Here is a 20,534-nt window from a genome sequence, read left to right as displayed (position 1 = left end):
TGACGGACTCTTTTCGCTTTAAGCGATAGTGCTGATTTTCTTGTTAAAGTAAGAGGCGGGCTTACAAGTTTTAGCTTGCAGCGATGATGACTTCATCTCGAAGAATTCTTATCGATGCCGAATCGACTCAGGATTAAGCCGATTATATGATAATCGGCTTTGAGTTGAATCAGGCGCATTCTTGCGTATCGGTATGTGCCGTGTAACATTCGACGTTATTGCCTGAAACGCGACATTAATGGTATCGAGAAAAGCCTGAATGCCGTCATCAATCAGACGGTCATTGTTAATTAACTTTGGGTATTCTCATTACTAAGAATGGAATCATTTCCTGATAATTCATCTCCCTTAGTGCATCTCTTACAACCACCACCATTAGTGGCGGTATTTTTCAAGGTCGGAGGCACGCTTGGCGTAAGTTAAATGCTAGGTGATCAGGTTTATAGATAGTCCGCTTTTATTTTATCGAACAGACCTGATGCTTTAACATCGTCGATGGATTTCTGCAGGACTTCTTGAATACTTTTATCGACATCTTTGCTGAAGGCATAATAAAGTTCACTGTCTTTTAAGGTGTAAACGGACTCGAAATCATTATTGTCTAGACCTGCTTGTTTTATGATCCAGCGTGCGACGTTCTCTTCATATGCCCATAGTTTTATTCCGTCTGTGGCGAGCATTTTTGCTAGTGACTCTGCGGTGGCAATATGTGTGATATCTGAGCTTTTAACGCCGCTTTCTTTAACCAGTAGTTCACCAATGTCATTAGGTATAGCGCCAATGGTGTACTTATTCATATCATCGGGTGAATTGATGACAATTGAATCACTTTTTTTAGCGAGCAAAATTATGCGCGTAGGCATGATGGGGCCGACCCAGCTAAATTTATCTTCTCTCTCGTCAGTTCTAGTGATTGAAAACAAGACGATCTCTGGTCCCATTCTTGCCATTTTATAAGCTTTGGGCCATGGTAGAAGGCTGATTTTTTTTGCGCTAAGTGAGGATGAAGACTGTTTAGCTGCAGCCAGAAGTAAATCAACCGCAATGCCTTTTATCTCTCCGTTGCTTTCGAAATTATAAGGAGGGTAAGATTCTGTGATGAAATTGAGTTGATCAAGTTCAGCAGCCGTTGTTAATGGAGTCGCTAAGACACCGACACCAGCTAAAAATAAGGTTTTGATCAATAATGTAATTCTCATGCAAACACTCAATTTTTTTTGTAAAGTAATATTAGTTTAGTGCAAAAGAGGAGACCGGAAAGGTTATTCACTTTATTTAATGTCTTACTTTATGTTGGATTCAAGCAATATGGGGTATCAATGCGCTTTAACGGCTTAAATTTGTTACTCGCCTGTATTGATAGTTGATTTCGTCTAAGCTTAGTTAATTAATCTTAAGAATTTGAGCATTATGATAAGTGCAGATCTACATCCTCAAGAAACACAACGTATAGAAGAGTTACTGCGTTATGAAGTATTAGATACTGAAGACGAAAAAGCCTTAGATGAATTGACTCAGCTTGCCAGTGCTATTTGCGGTACATCTATTTCTCTTATCTCCCTTGTTGATAAAGATCGTCAGTGGTTTAAATCCCGTGTCGGTATCGATGCTCCCGAAACGCCAAGGGAAATCGCTTTTTGTTCCCATGCTATTTTGCAAGATCAGGTATTTGAAGTACCTGACGCATTAGAAGATGAACGCTTTGCTGATAATCCTCTCGTTTTAGGAGGGCCTGATATTCGCTTTTATGCTGGAGCCCCTCTAGTGAGTACAAGCGGCATGCCCATTGGCACACTATGTGTGATTGATACCGTGCCTAAAAAATTGGATGAAAAACAACAATTGGCATTAAATATTCTAGCAAAGCAAGTGATCAGTCAATTAGAATTGAGGCTGCATAATCGTCACTTACAGCGGATGCAAAAAGATCAACAACAGATATTTGCCGTTATGTCTCATGATTTACGTTCCCCTTTTAACGGCATTTTGGGTTTATCAAAAATGCTATATAAAAAAGCAGACACACTTAATCCTGAACGTTTAGCTCAAATGGCGGATGGTATTTTAGAGGCATCATTAAAAGTGTATCAATTATTAGACGAAATTTTACAATGGTCCCGTAATCAATTAGGGGCTGTTCAGGTGGAGGTAAAAGCCATGAGTCTGCACCCACTTATTATCGAAACTTTGGACTTAATGGAAGAAAGCTTTGCATTAAAAAAACTCAATATTAAACACAGTATCAATGAAGATATCGTTGCTATGGCTGATGCTAACTTAACTAAAACCATTATTCGTAATTTATTGGCAAACGCCGTTAAATACACGCCAGAGCAGGGCCATATCTATATTGAAACAGTATCCATTGATGGTAAGGTTCAGTTTATCATCACAGATACAGGACAAGGTATACCGTTAGAAATTAAAGACGAGCTTTTTTGTGACTGTGTTGCGAGTATGTGTGGTACTCAAGGTGAATCAGGGCATGGTTTAGGGTTAAGTTTATGTGGCGATTTTGCACGTAAACAGCAAGGTAACTTAGCCTTAGACAAAGATTATGTCGATGGTGCCAAATTAATACTCACTTTGCCTAGCGCTCTGAAATCATAAAACCTGATAAACGGATTATAATAAATAAAATTAAGCCACGCGCAGTCGCATTTCTCTTGGAGATCTACATGGAAAATGTACGCTTGTTGATCAAAGTAACCTGAGGTTGGGATCTCTTCCTACACTTTACCCCCACACACAGTGTCAGGATTATTGGTTAACGAAAGTGAAGATTGAGAGTGCCTCTTTTTTCTTCGCGAGTTAATACTTTGACCACTATATAATAAGTAAAATCATGTTGTCATTGCTAGATTTTTGGCCAGTTTAATACTGTGGTTAATCGAAATGGTAGATGATAAATTGTCGATCGATGCAGAAACAGACAGTGTTATGGGTTTCGTGAATTTATACCCTAGTTATTCTTCTCTAGCCTTACAACGACTAATGACCTTACTGTGTATCTAGCCATTTTAGAGGGAGATGTGTGTCGAAAGCACTCATTTAAAATGTACCAATATTTGCAAAAGAAACGGTGGCAATACGAATAGAGCTAAAACAGGTAAAAATAATAATACAGCTCTACAAGTATCATGTTAGTTAACGGGTAGGAAGAAGGTGTTCAAATGATTAATTTTGAGGTAATTCATAAGAGATTTCTTTAGAGAGCGCTGTAAGTAAATTAATGACATGTATACTGGCATTTTCCATTTCTCCTAAAAAGCGTACAGCTTTATCTGTATCCCCGTTATTGAAAGCAGCTAATGCTGCAATGCCATTTTTATGTACTTCTATATGTGGTGTTTCCATTGCTTTAAATGAATTATAATGAGCATATTTTTCTACTCCTTCTCCTTGGTAAAACCATTTACCTAATCGACACATGGTATGATCAGAAAAACTTTCTATATCTTTATCCGACATGCCTAACATGACCTGATAAACATCAAATTTCCACACAACATGGTCTAATTTTACAGTCTGTAGAAATGAATTCGATGTTGAGCTAGTAATAACCATAAACATTTGTTTTGATAACTCAACAATTTGATTTGCAGTGCTTTCAATAGAAGCTGTACTGGTATTTATTTCTTTACTCTTTATGCCGACATGGCCAATACCAGCAATAACATCTTCCATTTGCTGGCTAACCTGTGTTATTAAAGTGGAAATTTCGTTTGATGCATCCGAGGATCGTTGTGCTAAAGATCTAACTTCGTCAGCAACGACGGCAAAACCACGTCCTTGTTCGCCAGCTCGAGCGGCTTCAATTGCTGCGTTTAAAGCTAATAAGTTGGTTTGATCGGAAATACCTTTGATTATAGCAACAAAATCACTTATGCCAGAGGTTGCAATTTTTAAACTATCGATAGAATCTGCAGATTTTTTTGTATCTTCACTTATTTTTGATGTTGATATGACTGTCGCTGCAAGCATTTCTGTTATTTGTGCGAATAAGGAGTCTGAAGATAAAAAATGATCTCTTTGACTCACTAATTCAGTCGAAGACAAAGCCAGTTCTTCACGAATTTGATTGACTAAATCAGCAGAGCCTACCCATAATTTATTTAAATCTTCTTGGTTTTTGTATCGAGATAAATTGTTGGCTGCATCTTCAGCAAGATTTTGATTTTCTTGCGATAATGATTCAGATTTCTGTTTTAAATCTAAGTTTTTTTGTTCTAATATATTGATCTTTTGTTTCAGTTCAATAATTTTATTTTTATTACCAAAGATCAAAGTGCTTCCTTAATGATATGGATGTGAAAAGTAAAATATCCTAATGTCAAAGGACATGTACATTTCTCTATGTCTTTAAAATAGTAAAGAGTTTGATTTTGGTCAAGGCTGTCCGTAGTCAGGTTTGACATTGCTCATCATTAATTAGGTGTTAACCATTCGCCGCTACGTCAACAACGCCAAGATAAGTAACCACTGATGATTTCAGTACTCACATGTGCTCCAAGGCACAAAGTTTTATATGCGCCAATGATCTTACTTGTGTATCTTATTTTTTCAACTCAATACGATATTTCATAAGACTATTATTTAAACGGGTTATCTTGTACTAGCCTCATACCATACGTAAATTCATTGCCGCTCGATTCAAGGAGGTGAAAACGGTAGCCTCCGGTGAAAATCGTAAATTGGACGAATAATTGAGCCATTATTAGCCAATATTTTCTTCGAAGTGATTTCGATGTTTTCACTATAAAAAATGAGTAGTGCTGCTCTAGTTGATGTTTGACTGCAGCATCTGATTTGAAAAAACCACCATCTAAACCTTGATTAGTAAATGCTGTGTATTCGCCATAATCAATAACAATCTTATTTTTTCATGTCTGTCCATATTCAGGTCTCTAATGATGATTAGAGAAGATCTTAATCAATTATTAACGCTTACTTATATATTCGGTCATTATAGAGTGTTGTTTTTTTTAATTTATTATAACGTGGACGTTTAATGCTTGCTGCTCTATACATAAATGTGACATCGAATGTAACGGAGTTTTTATGAAGTGTAGAATTATTCCTGTCTGTATAGTGATGATCTTAATAAACAGTTTTTCTATGGCTCAGGCAACTAATCAGGTAAATGAATGGTATATCGGGGGGGAAAGTGGGGTGGGTGGGATATGCAGACCCTTGTACTGACAATTATCTCCTTTGTGAGCATAGCGATGTCGGTGGGGGGATATATTCTGGTTATCAACTTCTAGACTGGCTTGCCATTGAAGGTGGTTACGATAATTTTTCTGGCCCTTCTGCTGATTATTTTGCTATTGGTGACAGTACTCAATTGGTTCATTATGAAAGTGAAATTCAAGGTTTTGAGCTTGGCTTAAAAGCAGATCTAGCGTTAACGGAAAATTTAATATTATTTGGTAAGGGGGGCGCTTTTTTTTGGGAAACAGAAAAAAAAGCCAATGAACCATTTTTTGGCTCTATAGATGAAAGGGATAATGGTCAATCTTTAATGTTAGGTACTGGTATTGATTATCGTCTTGGAGAGCATTGGAGTGTGCGCCTTGAATATCAATTCTTTGATAATGTCGGTGATATTAACACTGGTGGAACCGATGTTCACTTCGTCGGCTTAGGCATTGATTATCGATTTAGTTGGAGCGAAGAGACCACAGTAACAGGGCTCATACCACTGGCCGTTGTATCCGAGCCTGAGGCTATTGAAGCTAAAAATGAGACAAAAGTTGTGAGCCCATTGACTGTGGTTGTAAGGTTTGTGACCAACAGTGATGAGTTATCAATAGACTTTCAAGAAAGCTTACATGCAGTTATCGAACGCTTGCAAGATCACCCGCAAAGCAAGGTCATTATTTCAGGTTATACCGATAATGTTGGCCGCGCTGAAGATAACCAAATGCTATCAGAAAAACGTGCCGAAATGGTAGCGAGTGTCATCATGATGCAGACGGGCATTGAGTTAAATCGGATCACAGTGAAAGGGTTTGGCGAAATGGAGCCAGTGTCTTCTAATGATACTAAGGAAGGCAGAGCTGAAAATCGTCGCGTAGTTATAATATCACCGAAAGTGATGATTAACACTAGGTCTGAAGTACTAGGGAAATAAAATGAATATTAAGCCATTAATAATATTGTTTTTTTTAGCGTTAACTTTAATTGCGTGTAATGAAGATAAAGGTTTGCCTTCTCAGTATCATGCTGCTGACTTTGACGCTGATATAAAGGCACTTCTCATCTCTCCTGTTAATGCCTCTATCCCTTCAGGTTTTGATATAGCTTACCAAGCTACAGCCATTATTGCAGGAGCTGAGGGGGATCAGATAATTGATGTCACCAATGCAGCTTCTTTGAATTGGTCTGTCGATTCAGTGAACGTGAATATAAATAATACCGATAAAAAAGGGCTGTTAACGGGAATTAATCCGGGCCAAGCGAAGGTATTTGCCTCAATTTTATCCAATGGTAAAATAACTCAAAAAAACGTCAGTGTTACTGTTATCAATGATAATCCTGATATAAGCGCTAATATGACTGATGACATTACGATTAATGGTAACCCTGCCGATAATCAACTATTCCCGACGCTTTTTCCGGTTCATCTACTTTACACTCTTAAGTATACAGATGGTGAATTGTATTCTTCTGATGAGGTTGACGACGATTCTGATTATATAACTTGGACCGTTTTCCCATCACAGAACGTCAGTCTTGATCCAAAGAGTGGCATATTAACCTTTGATGAAGAGTTTCCCATCGGAGAGTCCGTGACTGTGACGGTGACAGCCAATGATGATAATAGGATCACCGACACTATAGTGGTCGTTGCAAAGACTAACATACCGGATGTCAACGCGAATATGGCGGATGATATTACGATTAATGGTAACCCTGCGGATAACCAAGCTTTTCCTGAGGGCTTTCCTATTCACCTCATTTACACGATAGATTTTACGGATGGAAGCTCCCATGCCACCGATGAGATAGGTAATGATTCTGACTATATTACCTGGACTGTGTTTCCAACAGATAATGTGACTCTTGATATAAAAACAGGCATATTAACATTCAATGCTGGTTTTCCCGTCGGAGGATCTGTCACCGTGATGGCAACAGCAAATAGTGATAGTGCCATCACCGACACGATAATGGTTGTCGCTAAGGCAGCTATACCGGATGTCAACGCGAATATGGCGGATGATATAACTATTAATGATAATCCTGCGGATAATCAAATATTCTCTTTGGGCTTTCCCATTCATCTCATTTATACCATTGATTTTATCGATGGAAGCTCGCATTCTACTGATGAAATTGGCGATGACTCTGACTATATGACATGGACTGTGCAGCCAACAGACAATGTGACCCTCGATATAAAAACAGGCATATTAACGTTTAATACAGGCTTTCCGGTTGGAGAGTCCGTCACAGTGACCGCGACAATGAACAGTGATAGTGCAATTACCGATACTATAGTAGTGGTCGCTAAAGCAGGGATACCGGATGTTAACGCAAACATGGTGGATGACATCACGATTAATGATAACCCTGCAGATAATCAAAGGTTCACTGAGGGTTTTCCTATTCATCTTGTTTATACGGTGGATTTTACCGACAAGAGCTCACATTCTACTGATGAAATAGGTGATGACTCTGACTATATGACGTGGGTTGTGTCTCCAACAGACAATGTCACTCTGGATATAAAGACAGGCATATTAACGTTTAATGCCGGTTTTCCCGTCGGAGAGTCAGTTACCGTGACAGCGACAGTGAACAGTGACAGTGCAATTACAGATACGATAGTGGTCGTTGCGAAGGCTGGGATACCTGATGTTAACGCGAACATGGCCGATGACATCACGATTAATCATAACCCTGCAGATAATCAGGAATTTCCTAAGCCTTTTCCTATTCAGCTCGTTTACAGCGTTGATTATACAGATGGAAGACCTCATTCTACAGACGATATCAGTGATGATTCAGGTTACATGGCGTGGACAGTGTTACCAGCAGAAAACGTGACTCTTGAGCCCAAGACGGGAATATTAACCTTTGGTGTAAACTTTCCGATTGGAGAGTCTGTGATCGTTACAGCAACAGTGAATAGCAATCGTGCAATTACCGATACAATAATCGTCATCGCTAAGGCAGCTATCCCGGATATTAATGCTGACATGGGCGATGACATCACGATTAATGATAACCCCGCTGATAATCAATCATTCCCAATAGGCTTGCCTATAGACCTTGTTTATACGATTGATTTTGAGGATGGCAGCTCATATTCTACTGATGATATCGGCAATGATGCAGACTATATCCGTTGGACTGTTTTCCCAGCAGATAAGGTGACTTTTGATGTGCAAACAGGCACTCTTATTTTTAACGCTAATTTTTCTGTAGGGCAGTCAGTCAAGGTGACGGCAACCGCGAAGAATAACAGTGCGATTAGTGATACGATAGTGGTCGTTGCTAGTGACGCTATCCCCGACTTAAATACAGACATGACAGATGACATCAGTATTGATAATAATTCAAAAGATAATCAGGCTTTTCCAATTGGGTTAGCTATTGAACTTCTTTATACTGTCAAGTATACCGATGGTCGTTCCCATTCTACAGATGAGATAAGTAATGACGCTGACTATATGGTGTGGTCTGTTTTTCCTACAGAAAATGTGACTCTTGAGCCCGATACGGGGATATTAACCTTTCATGTGGGGTTCCCCATCGGGCAATCAGTGACAGTGACGGCAACAGCGAAAGATGATAGTGCGATCACCGATACGATTATCGTCGTTGCAAGTGCAGCTATACCAGATGTCACCGCATATACCGACAATGATATAAGTATTGATGGTAAGTCTGATGATAATCAGATATTTCCTAAGGGACTCGTTGTTGAACTTCTTTATACTGTTGATTTTACTGATGGCAGTTCGCATGCAACTGATGAGATAGGCAATGATGCTGAGTATATGGCATGGTCTGTGCTGCCAACTGAGAATGTGACTCTAGATGTACGTGCTGGGACATTAACATTTAATAGCGCGTTTACTGCAGGAGATAAAGTGACTGTTACAGCACGGGTTAAAAGTAATATCGAAATTACTGATACGATTATTTTGGTTGCGTCTGAATCAGTGCCTGATACGGGGGCAGCTCAGGGAAATGATATTACGGTTAAATCGTCTAATAGCGCGATTGATGGGCAGACATTCCCAATAGGGATCCCTATTGAACTTCTTTATACGGTGGAATATACCGATGGTTCTTTCCATGACACTGATGAGATTGGTAATGATTCAGCGTCTATGCGATGGTCAGTACTGCCAACAGATAATGTGACTATTGATGTAACAACGGGCGCTGTTACTTTTGAAAATGGTTTTATAGCAGGGGAGACGGTGACAGTGACTGCTACGGTGAGTGATTATCCAACAATTACAGACACCATTATTTTGATTGCAACCACGACTATTCTCGATGAAGGAGACTCAATAGTCAGTCTTGAACAAGCTGAGGTAGATGCTGGCACATGGGTTCAAGCCGACATGACTTTCTTCTTTAATGGTGGTGTCAATGCATACACTACCCATGATCATCAGTATGTAGAATGGGAGGCCCCTGCTGGGGCTGGAGTTGTGATTGATGCAGATGGATTGATTAATACGAGTGCCGTTCCAGCGGGGACGAATATCGTTACGATTACTGGTAGAGGTAAAACAAGTACAATAGTGCAAGATGAAGAAGCAAATGCTACGTTAACTATTAATAGAGAACCTGGTAAGGGGATGTGTTCTGCAGAAGCGAATATAAAATCTATAAGGGTAAGGGCTGGCGCTACACCTCCTTGGGGGGCTGGTGATGGGTCAACTTCGGTCAATTGTGCTGGGACAATAAGCGCATCTAGATACGGTGGAAATGATACTTATTATAATAATCAGTTTAGTTTATCTTACGCAACAGAAGGTTTTGGGAACGGTGTAATAAATGATCCATATGGTGGTAAAAGCTCTATAACGCTAACTTCAGATCAGATTGATAATTTGACTAATGTTACATCTTCTGCCGTTTCCGATCCGACCAGCGATAGTTGTGCTAATGGCCCAATATTGGGACAAAATGTTATAACTAGAATTTCAGGTTATATTAGGTTTAATACGGTTACGCAGGTACTAACATGTCATGAGACCCAGAGTGCTACTTATTGTGATGGTGCTGGTGGTCAAAGTTCGTCATCATCTTCGTCAAACGTATGTGAGATTATATACAATTAAGTTAATAAATAGCAGCGAGGCCATAGTAAGTTATTGAGTATTTCGTTCGGGTCGGTAAGGATGAAATATCAGGGTTAAATGAATGGCAGATAGCTAAAGCTCTCTAGTTCAAAGTAGAGTAATATAAATGTAAACAAGTATAACGGGTAGATTAAGACGTTCTTAACGTTAAAAAATATTAGTACTTACTGTCAATTATTAAGTTTTTTTAGGAGTCATCATGGAAGTATCACTTCGTCACGTTACGAAAGAGAATTATGAAGCAGTGTGTGAGCTTGATGTTGAAAAAACGCAAGAAGATTATGTTGCATGTAATATGTGGTCGTTAGTTGAATCTATGTTCAACGAAGGTCATGAGAGCAGAGCCATTTATGCTAATGATGAGCCGATTGGTTTTTTAATGTGGGTGCGTGAAACGACAGAGAAAATATCAATTTGGCGATTCATGGTTGATCAAAAACATCAAAAAAAAGGCATCGGCAGAAAAGCATTAAATCTGTCTTTAGCTGAGATAAGGCTTGTTTCAGATCTTAAAAAAATCGAAATTTGTTACAATCCTAAAAACCCCGTAGCAAAAGATTTTTATTCTGATTTTGGTTTTATTGAAGTCGGTATGGATGAAGAGGATGAGGATATGCTGGCTGTCATTAATATTGATTAGATAAATTAAACCAGTGTCATAATAGGCAAAATGCTGAATATTCGGATGATAAGTGAAATCGCTCCTTATTTTACTATTTTGCCAATTTAGTTAGCTCAGTTGTTTTAAATGCAGAGTCCCCCAAGTATGTAGAGCATTGATCACGGGTAGTAATGTTTTTCCATATGTTGTCATTGAATACTCAACTTTTGGTGGAACTTCTGGGTATATTGTTCTTAATATCAAGTCATGTGCTTCTAACTCACGAAGTTGTTTTGTTAGCATTCTTTGGGTGATATTCGGCATCAAACGACGTAATTCGTTGAAACGGTGAGTTTTAGAAAGTAGATGATAGAGTATAGCGCCTTTCCACTTTCCTCCAATAATTTCTAATGTAGCCTCAACAGGACACCCAAGATTGCAATCGTAGTCAGTATGATTCATCAGTTCTTTATTAGTATACAAAAGGATACTTATATACCATCAATGTGCGTACTTATGTCAAATTTATATATGGTTTATTCTTGGTTTAACTTTAACGAACAAGGTGAATTATGAATATTTTAGTTATTTTTGCACATTCAGATGTTAACAATTCTTCAATAGCAAACCGTGTGATTATTGAACAGATAAAAGAAGTGAGTAGCATTGAGGTGAGAGAACTTTATCAGATGTATCCTGATTTTAAGATTGATGTCGATGCTGAGCAGCAGGCCATACTTGATGCTGATCTTATCATATTTCAATACCCGTTGCATTGGTACAATATGCCAGGCCTGCTTAAGGAATGGATTGATCGAGTGTTTTTACGTGGATTTGCTTATGGTTGTGGGAATAAGTTAAATGGAAAAAGCTTTCTTGTTTCCACAACGATTGGAGGACCTAGAGATAGTTATAAGAGAGGAGGCCATAATAATTTTACGTTGGATGAACTGTTAACACCATTGGAACAAACAGCAAGTTTTACAGGAATGAAATTTAATAAACCAATTATATCTTATAATATGGCTTTTATTCCTGGTGGAGAGATAAATAAATTAGAAATAATTAGAAAGGCAAGAGAGCACGCAACCAGATTATTAAATTTTATTAAAGAACAGACTCTGATCTATAGCCCGATATAAAGAGCGTAATTTGGATTTTATACTAGTCAGATACCAATACCAGATGAATCCTTAGATTCCAAGGATAACCGACACACTTTGGTATAGATAAGAAGATGATTAATAATACTGACGCTAAGGAATGTGGAAGATAACCTTATTAGAAGTCTTGTTGTAAATGAAAATTAACAAAATAATACTTAATATTATTAATGGTCACGGTGTAGAGGTGGAAGAATTGACACAAAGTAGGGGATTACCTAATGATTCCCCCGTCTATTTTAATGATAAGACGCCGCTGGCTCTGCTGCAGAGACCGATTTCATACTGTTGAAGATGCTTTACCATACAAAAGTCGTTTCAAGGATGAGTGAAGAGAAGGGGGAAACGTATCTTAGCTCCTGTACTGCAGAAATGGTCAACTGATGGTACATTAGCGAATGCAGATAAGGTAATACGACAGTGGGGTATCCTTTGCTCGGCTATTAGTTTTTTGATGTGCGGTGAGTCTGTATCTTGGTCATTCTTTTATTTGAAGTCTACTGACACCATGCTGTCAGTAGACTTGTTTTATCCTTATTAGGTCGCTGAGGTATAGACATTCATATCGAATGTTATTCAGTTTTTAAAGGAATTTACTATGTTAGATAATGCACCTTTAGTGTGGGGTGAAATCCCTGTGATTGATATGGATAGAGCAGTTGCGTTTTATGGCGTACATTTCGGCTTAACGTTTAAACGTGAAGTGATGAATGACATGGAGATGGCCATTCTGGAAACAGAGGATAAGGGAGCGGCCAGCATCGGCTTAGTTAAGCATGAGATGATGCAGCCTTCACCTCATGGCAGTGTGGTTTATTTGCACTTAAGTGATCAACTCTCAGTGCTGGTGGACAAGATAGCTCAAGCAGGGGTGAAAATTTTGCTCCCTGTCATGCCGATAAAAGAGGGTGAATGCGGATTTAGCTGCCTATTTCAGGACAGTGAAGGCAATACAGTGGGTCTCTGGTCTATGGAGAAGTAAAAATGAATTCAATCTCCCCTACGCTGTTAAAGCAAATTGCCCTTGAACTGACTGGCTTAACAACAAGAACAAATAATCTTGCCGAGCAAGACATAAATACTCAAAAAATAGGTCCTCTGTGGCAGCAGTTTTTTGCCGAACGAGTCCCGAGACTTGCGGAGGGGGAGCTGATGTATGGCGTCTATTATGATTATCAATCGGATATGGATGGTGAGTTTTCTGTATTAGTCGGAAGTCGTGCTGCAAACGAGGTGGATGTCAGTTTGGCTGCGGGTGATTATGTTAAATTTAGCGCCAGTGGTGAAATGCCCCAATGCGTGATAGGGCTGTGGGAAAGCGTATGGCAATATTTCACTTCAGCTAGTTGTGAGTATCAACGTTGTTACTTGACAGATTATGAGGTCTATTTGGATGCTAATCGAGTCGAGATCTACATCGGCATTAATCCTTGAGTTACCTTTAACCTAGCTTGATAATGAAGGTCATGTTTAATCTTAGATTGAATTTGGCCCATTTGTTTGCCAGCATGAACACAAAAGATGTCTCCTATAAGGATGGGTATGCGCCGCGCCGATAGATTATTTCAACTGGTTCAGATCCTGCGATATCGCCGTTTAACGACAGCCAAAGAGTTGGCCGAAAGGTTGGAGGTTTCAACTCGTACTGTATATCGTGATGTACAAGATCTTTGCCTTAATGGTATCCCCATTGAAGGTGAAGCTGGGGTGGGGTATTTGCTGCGTCAAGAGGTTAATGTGCCGCCTTTAATGTTCAATGAAGAGGAACTTGAAGCTATTCAGGTGGGCATGCGTATGGTGCAAGCGTGGGGTGGCAAAGAGCTGGCGAGTGCGAGTCGGCAGGCGATGATAAAAGTGGAAGCTGTGTTGCCAGTGCGCTTACAAGAATATCAATCTTTGATGTTTGCGCCTGATTTTTACATCGACAGTAATGAATTTAAATTTCTCGACATATTACGTAAAACCTCCAGAGAACGTGAATACCTTTCTATAGAGTATCAAGATGCTAAACAAGCGAGCAGTCAAAGAGAAATTAGGCCTTTAGCTATTTATTTTTGGAAGGGGACTTGGACCTTATTAGCGTGGTGTGAGTTAAGACATGATTTTCGTAATTTCAGAGTGGATAGGATTATTCAGATCCTGCCTCAAGGGCGTTACTTTGCGATTGTAGCAGGTGAGGAAATGCATGATTATATAAAACGCATGGAAACTGAACATGTTTAGGTGAATATTGTGTTGGCTATTAGGAAGGTTATTGCTCACCGTCCCACTTCTGTTTCATATTATAACATTCACCAGCTCACTGTTAGCGCTTAGCATTCTCTTGCTATTCAACTTCTTAACTCATTTAATATTATTTAAATAATAGGTGTATTTATTATGTGTAGTCTATATTTAATTCTGCCTTGATGGTGATGAGACATGTTCATTGATGTTCTGTCATAAAAGGATATTGAGCAAGCTGGCACAAGGGAATTAAATACTAATAGGTATTTTGTACACCTTGACTTTATCAGTGCGATGATTGCTTTTATTTATATTTGAAATAAAGGATTAATTAATATGGGAACTGCCATTAAAACGACACCAACAGGTGATAAAGTGACATCTGATGAAGAAATGAGGCACAAAGTCAGTCACATTTCTACTCCATTAACCCATATTACTTATCCAGAGTCGATTCGGTTTACTAAACCTGAATTGCCGACTTTTAATATTTTTGGTTCAATCTTGTCAATTGCAAGTTTGATGTTTATGTCAGCAATGTCAACATTGATGTTTATGGCGTTAGCATTTCCTGATATGAATTTCATTGCTCAAATCAATGTCGGAGGCACGTTTATTGACCAGCTTAAGCAGGCTAATAGTTTGTCATTTGAAGCTTGGGTGTGGTTACCTTTTGCATTTACTATTTTTGGTAGTGTATTAGGTTGGGTTTTTGAGCTTGGCTTATTGCTGGTGGGAAAGCCTTTTCAAGTTAGAAATAACGCGTTTGCTCGATTTATCACCCAAGTGAGATTATTAAATTTAGCCCCGGTAACCACCACGATATTTTTCTTTATTTGTGCGATATCGGTGCAAAATACAGATCTGCGTATGGCGCTTTATTTCGCCAGTGCTGTGGCCATGTTTAGCTTAGGGTTTGCATTGTTTTTTGCCAGTAAAGCCGCCAGTGTTCAATTGAGTCTGCTCGGTATACAAGTGGTTCAAATGCTGGTGGTATGGGGCGCGAGTGCTCATCTTGACTCAAGTGTTATTGCACTCTTGATTGGTCAGTCAGTATTACAGCTTGCTACTTTGTTGATGGGGATAGCAACTCCTATCAAAAGTACTATTTTTCATGTAACTAATACCATTGCTGCTGTTTTATTATTTACGGCAATTTTGCAAATATCCGGTATCGCCCCCGCTTTTTCTGCCAATGTGATGCCTGAGATTGGTAGTGGCTCTTTACTGATGTGGGGATTGGTTATCAGCTGCCTCGCTGCGGTGATCCTGACAGCTAAAGCTTTGCCGGACGCCTATAACAATTTTCGTGTCATATTGAGTAATACGATTTGGGCGCCTATCTATTTTAAATTGGTCAGTGCAACGCGTTTTCCAAATCCTGTTAATTTAAGTCAGGTTTATGATAAGGTTAAGCCGAAGAAAACCCCCTTAAAGCCTTATTACCAAGCACATCCAGAACATTTAGTGCAAAGTTTAAGTATCCCTGCGGTGGCAGATGAAGATATAGAAGCCAATGTTACTGTATTTCACACACTGATGCACCAGGCATTAGGTGCGTTTAAGCTGATCACTTTTCTAGATTATAATTTTCCTCAGACAGATCTAAAGTCGCCTTTAAGTGATAAGCCACGCATGGCAATATGGAGTAATGGCAGTGAATATTGGCCGACATTATTTCAAAAACATATTTTTGGTAGTGATCTCCCTAACGGCGGTGAATTAGCTGCAGCACCTCAAGCTGCCATCGCGGCGTTTAAAGCTGGTCAACTTTTAGCTTATCTAACAGAATCTGGCGTTGGTAATCCCTTCGCAAAACAAGCTGAACATCGAGGTGTTGGTGCTGTCATGATTGATTTTAGATTTTTAGAGAAATATGACACTAAGCCTGATTATGAACCTTACGGAGGCATGGCGTATTTTTATGTTAATGGGCAAACACAAAGACTGGAATTAGTTTCGGTTGTTGCACCCTACGGTAACGTTGAAATTATTGCTAACCCCCATGATCCAGAATTTCGTCGAGCAGAACGTTTAGTGTTAGCGTCATTGTACTTTCAGGTGATAAGCGGTAAGCATCTCGCTGAGATCCATATGACTTACAATTTGGTTGAAGTATCGATGCATAATGCATTTGATGCTCAGGAGCAGTGGACTCATCCATTTCGAACCTTTATGTACCTACATTTCTTTTCTCATGAATTAGCGGAGGAAATAACCACTGAGCACTTGATTCAGGAAAGGGCGGTATTTAGTCAAATTTTCTCTACGACTCACAATGAAATGATCAATCACTTAAACGATACCTATTCAAACTTCTATTATGGTGAAGATGAAGATTTTGAGGGGCGGGCAGCAACAATGACGATGCCCAATGGAGAAATACTTCCTCAAGCATGCATAAAGTGGGAGCTTGAGTATTTCAATATCTGGCAAGTTTACGCTAATGAATTGATTGATATTATTTATTGCGATGATGAGGCGGTGAAAGGGGATCGTTATCTGCAAGATTTTTATCGTGGTTTACAACAAGTGATGCTACAAGGTTTACCTGCTCGTTATGCTGCTTTTCAAACAAAGGAAGGCGTTGCACGATTTGTTATCGATACTATTCATCATTGTGTTATCCGTCATCAAGTTTATGGTACGACAGGCATTAAGGCCGCATTAGATCCACGAATTAGTGCGACACAAGTTCCTCGTGATACAGGTACTCCAGGGATTGATGAATGGCGCTCTTTGGCCTTTGTTGCTTTGGCAACAGGTGAAGCCAGATTTACCTTATTAACCGGAATAAAGGGTCAAGACTTTACTTATTTACTTGACGGGATAAGCGAAGAATATCAACAGCCAATGGCAAGCGCTTTTCATCAATTGCAAACAAATTTGCAAGCGTTAGATGAACTCTGGACTGCGGGAGAAGTGGAAAAGGGTTTTAACGAGAATTACTTCAGAGCAGTGCCATCTGATTTACACACAGGTCCTGGTTATTAAATGATGAACTAGAGGAGAGTCATTGAGATTTTACTCCTCTAGTACGACAGTAAACTTGACAGATAGTAAAGGATGAACTGATGACTAAAGACGACCGAATTAAACCGAATAAAATTGAAAATTTAGTATTCGAAGGTGGCGGTGTAAAGGGATCTGCTTATGCGGGGGCGATGCAAGTATTTCAAGAATTAGGCTTATTTGAACAAGTTGAGAATATAGGTGGGACTTCGGCTGGATCCATAACCGCTGTCATGTTGGCTGTTGGGGGGGGGAGTGATGGATTACTCGAGTCCGTCGAAAATACTAATTTTGCACAATTTCTCAATGATCCATGGGGAATAGTCGGCGATGCTAAACGTATAATCTTTAATTATGGCATGCACTCAGGTGATGATTTTGTCACCATATTGAAAGCATATATAGGCCGTTTTTCAGGAGATCCTGAATTGACATTTTCAGATCTGGCAGAATTAAGACAACAAAATCCGGATAAATTTAAGAATTTAAGCATTATTGCTTCAAACTTGACTCGGCAGCAGGCGCAAGTCTTTAATGTAGAGAATCATCCTACGTTGCCTATTTGGCTTGCAGTGCGAGCATCAATGAGTATTCCTATGTTGTTTGAACCCGTATTGATCGATGGAGATTACCATGTTGATGGTGGACTTGCGTGGAATTATCCCATTGATCTTTATGATCCCATGGTATCAGGAAATGACGCCGATGAACTTGTTCGTGATTATAACCCTGCAACCTTAGGCTTTTTCTTAGAGCCTAAGGTTTTGGTGGCACAGGGTAAACAATTTAAAACATCACACTATCCGATTAATTCTTTAAAAAGTTATGGGTTGGCGTTGGGCTCATATTTATACGAAACGGCCAATGCACAACACCTGCAGGCAGAAGATAAAAAACGCACTATTTTTATTGACGATCTTGGTGTTAGTGGTACAAATTTCGACCTTTCTAAACAACGGGTAGATGAATTAATCAGCAGTGGTCGTCAAGCGGTTGAAACCTATTTTGATATAAAAGATAATGCTGCAGTTAAGCATCAATCCAAACCTGAGGCTATGAGTGAATGATCATAATATGGTCAACATAGCATTCGACAATATTTAGTATCGCTGATGTTAATGGTTAAGGACATTACTAAGCGTTGACAAGGCCCCTTTGATTGGGGCCTTCGTATTTTATCAATAGTTTGTCTAAATAAAATATATAGATAATCGTTATAAATAACGCTTTTCAATATGTTTCCAACTGTCTTTTCCTATCTGTTTTGTTAGCTCATTTATCCATTTTTTTGTAAACTGGTTATCGTCATTAAACGTTAATCTTGCCAGCCATGTCTCTAGACTAGAGTCGGTGTGGATGAGCGCATTATCGATTTCATGCCAAAATGCAGGGCCTTTTAAATAAAACAATGGATAATATTGGTATTCCTGTCGTTCATTGACGGCTTGATCAGCGGCTAATAGGCCTGTTTTTGCATATGGGAATGTCGTTGCGAATTGATGCCAGCGTGTGGTTGCATCTTCCACTGCAAACTCTGTTCCCTGTAATGATTTTAGCGCATAGTATTCGGCTAAGCTTTCACCTGCCCATGTAGGCATATCGTGCGAATTTAGAATGTGGACAGATTCATGGGCGGCAATTTTTAGCATCATTTGTATTGAATCATGGCTCAACTTGCCTTGATCAAGAAGTGCGTTGATCAAAATGAGATTATTACCTGCAGCTCCCCCCACACTGCTAGCTGATTTATCTCGACTGAAGAATGCTATTTGCCATTGTTTAAGATTGTGATTAGGAAATACTTGATTGAGGTAGTTGAGCTGTTTAACTAGACTCGGTTTCCAGCTTTGTAGATGCTCGATAACCAATGGGGAATCGCTGTGTATTGTGACGAGTTTATTGTTAATATTGAGCTGGGTAGTCTCTTGCCCCCACACCAGTAATAATGGGGGTAACGATTGGCTAGGCAGCTTATAACAAGTGTTGTCTGGAATACAGATAAGACTAGATTGAATTTCTTCACTTTTTGAAAGATCGTTAAATCTTGGCAGTGAATTCATTTCACTGACAAAGTACCAGCCTTTGTTAGCATCCCTAGAGTCGATTTGTGTTGCGGGATCAAAGCCATTTTTATCTACTAAATGAAGAGGTAATACCCATACAACGCTACTGCACTGAATGGCTTGTTGGTAATCAATGGCTGTTCGTGTGCCGTTTGCATTGATGCAACTGAGTTTGGGTTGTGTGCTGCTACGCATTGTTCTGGCGGGGAGCACAGAGGCATTTGTCAGTGCACGGGTATCCACGCTAACATTGAGCTGATCAAGGTTATCTGGATCGACAGTGATGTGATATTTCAGTGATGTTTGCCCAATAGAGGTGAATGGAACAAGTGCAAGCAAGGATAAGAAAAGGTGCTTCAGTGCAGGCATAAACCCACTCCTTAAATTGGCTATACTCACTCTGACAGGATAAGCGTATAGAGGTTCAGTTGCTAGCAATGTATGTTCCTTTTGCTTCGTTGTCATGTTGAAGTGGTCATGTGAATAAAAACCTCAAATTGTTACTATCTGAGGTTCTTATAACTAAAACTAAAATTAAAATTAAAATTAAAATTAAAATGAATAGCGAATAGCGAGTGCAGCCCCGACTCCAAATTCAAAGTCATCTTGATGGTCTCTATGGGCTAAGTCAGGTGACACCTGAGCCATTAAATCCCATTTTTTTGCAAATGGTAACGTGACGCCAAAAGGTACTCTAACCCCAAATTCTTCATTATCATTCCAGTTATAGAATCCTCCCGCACCGACATACCATTTAAATGGTATGTCGCTATTAAAGTTTCCTTGAGCAAATAAATAGTCTGCACTGACACCATCATTGCCAACAAAAGCATTGATGTTATTAAACTGGCCAGTCACCCCTAAACCTTGATCAAAACCAAAGCCCACTTTGGTCGCGTTGGCATTCACTGCTATTGAAAATAAGCCTGATGCACATAATAAACTCATAATTAACGTTCTCATTTTTGTCCCTTGAAGAGCATACAGCAAAAAATTAAGGCGCAAAATATACCATAGAGCCCCTTTATCTGGATGACATACTTGTTCCAAGGGCATTCAACTATGCTAAACCACACGGTTAAGTAACAAATGTGAACTATTTACAGTAATTTCATTACCATTTAACCGAGACTAT

Annotated in this window: 15 protein-coding genes and 1 pseudogene; 10 read left to right on the top strand and 6 right to left on the bottom strand. The window is 39.2% G+C overall.

Annotation, left to right across the window (positions count from 1 at the left end):
• Positions 1-440: 440 nt before the first annotated feature.
• A complete protein-coding gene (locus HQQ94_RS16285) occupies positions 441-1,199 on the bottom strand; it encodes an ABC transporter substrate-binding protein (protein WP_173295400.1) in 759 nt (252 codons plus the stop codon).
• Positions 1,200-1,410: 211 nt separating this feature from the next.
• Between HQQ94_RS16285 and HQQ94_RS16280 the strand changes: the two genes are divergently transcribed.
• Complete coding sequence (locus HQQ94_RS16280) at positions 1,411-2,610, top strand: GAF domain-containing sensor histidine kinase (protein WP_173295399.1); 1,200 nt, start codon at positions 1,411-1,413, stop codon at positions 2,608-2,610.
• 567 nt (positions 2,611-3,177) lie between these two features.
• On the opposite strand, the gene HQQ94_RS23130 is transcribed toward HQQ94_RS16280, so the two are convergent.
• A complete protein-coding gene (locus HQQ94_RS23130; protein WP_375335722.1) occupies positions 3,178-3,567 on the bottom strand; it encodes a CZB domain-containing protein in 390 nt (129 codons plus the stop codon).
• 63 nt (positions 3,568-3,630) lie between these two features.
• Positions 3,631-3,870, bottom strand: a pseudogene (locus HQQ94_RS23125) (methyl-accepting chemotaxis protein); the annotation flags it as partial.
• 1,273 nt (positions 3,871-5,143) lie between these two features.
• Here HQQ94_RS23125 and HQQ94_RS16270 point away from each other — a divergent pair.
• The 3 genes from HQQ94_RS16270 (at position 5,144) to HQQ94_RS16260 (ending at position 10,974) form a co-directional block, all read left to right on the top strand.
• Positions 5,144-6,136 (top strand): OmpA family protein, encoded by a 993-nt coding sequence (locus HQQ94_RS16270; protein ID WP_173295397.1) that lies wholly within the window; start codon positions 5,144-5,146, stop codon positions 6,134-6,136.
• A 1-nt stretch (position 6,137) separates the two neighbouring features.
• Entirely contained in the window at positions 6,138-10,313 is a 4,176-nt protein-coding gene (locus HQQ94_RS16265; protein WP_173295395.1) for a hypothetical protein, read from the top strand.
• A gap of 220 nt (positions 10,314-10,533) precedes the next feature.
• Positions 10,534-10,974, top strand: coding sequence for a GNAT family N-acetyltransferase (locus HQQ94_RS16260; RefSeq protein WP_173295393.1), 441 nt, complete (start codon positions 10,534-10,536; stop codon positions 10,972-10,974).
• Positions 10,975-11,064: 90 nt separating this feature from the next.
• Here the strand turns inward: HQQ94_RS16260 and HQQ94_RS16255 are convergent, their stop codons facing one another.
• A complete protein-coding gene (locus tag HQQ94_RS16255; protein ID WP_173295391.1) occupies positions 11,065-11,397 on the bottom strand; it encodes a helix-turn-helix domain-containing protein in 333 nt (110 codons plus the stop codon).
• A 110-nt stretch (positions 11,398-11,507) separates the two neighbouring features.
• Here HQQ94_RS16255 and HQQ94_RS16250 point away from each other — a divergent pair, with 110 nt between their 5' ends.
• The 6 genes from HQQ94_RS16250 (at position 11,508) to HQQ94_RS16225 (ending at position 18,403) form a co-directional block, all read left to right on the top strand.
• Positions 11,508-12,077, top strand: coding sequence for an NAD(P)H-dependent oxidoreductase (locus HQQ94_RS16250; RefSeq protein ID WP_173295389.1), 570 nt, complete (start codon positions 11,508-11,510; stop codon positions 12,075-12,077).
• Positions 12,078-12,696: 619 nt separating this feature from the next.
• Positions 12,697-13,080 carry a VOC family protein gene (locus HQQ94_RS16245; protein ID WP_173295387.1) on the top strand — a complete coding sequence of 128 codons (384 nt, stop codon included), beginning with the start codon at positions 12,697-12,699 and terminating at the stop codon, positions 13,078-13,080.
• Between the two features lie 2 nt (positions 13,081-13,082).
• Positions 13,083-13,532, top strand: a complete 450-nt coding sequence (locus HQQ94_RS16240) for a GyrI-like domain-containing protein (protein WP_173295385.1) — start codon at positions 13,083-13,085, stop codon at positions 13,530-13,532.
• 108 nt (positions 13,533-13,640) lie between these two features.
• The gene (locus HQQ94_RS16235; protein WP_173296678.1) at positions 13,641-14,321 is read left to right on the top strand and encodes a YafY family protein; all 681 of its coding nucleotides are present in this window, start codon (positions 13,641-13,643) and stop codon (positions 14,319-14,321) included.
• A gap of 339 nt (positions 14,322-14,660) precedes the next feature.
• On the top strand, positions 14,661-17,318 hold the full coding sequence (locus tag HQQ94_RS16230) for a hypothetical protein (RefSeq protein ID WP_173295384.1): 2,658 nt from the start codon (positions 14,661-14,663) through the stop codon (positions 17,316-17,318).
• Between the two features lie 80 nt (positions 17,319-17,398).
• Positions 17,399-18,403, top strand: coding sequence for a patatin-like phospholipase family protein (locus HQQ94_RS16225; RefSeq protein WP_173295383.1), 1,005 nt, complete (start codon positions 17,399-17,401; stop codon positions 18,401-18,403).
• Between the two features lie 147 nt (positions 18,404-18,550).
• Here HQQ94_RS16225 and HQQ94_RS16220 read toward each other — a convergent pair whose 3' ends face one another.
• Both HQQ94_RS16220 and HQQ94_RS16215 read right to left on the bottom strand, forming a co-directional pair.
• A complete protein-coding gene (locus HQQ94_RS16220; protein ID WP_173295382.1) occupies positions 18,551-19,768 on the bottom strand; it encodes a hypothetical protein in 1,218 nt (405 codons plus the stop codon).
• 183 nt (positions 19,769-19,951) lie between these two features.
• Positions 19,952-20,362, bottom strand: coding sequence for a hypothetical protein (locus tag HQQ94_RS16215; RefSeq protein WP_173295381.1), 411 nt, complete (start codon positions 20,360-20,362; stop codon positions 19,952-19,954).
• Between the last annotated feature and the right edge of the window lie 172 nt (positions 20,363-20,534).

This window comes from Shewanella sp. VB17 (assembly GCF_013248905.1).
Taxonomy (GTDB): domain Bacteria; phylum Pseudomonadota; class Gammaproteobacteria; order Enterobacterales; family Shewanellaceae; genus Shewanella.
This window is presented reverse-complemented; position numbering and strand designations above follow the sequence as displayed.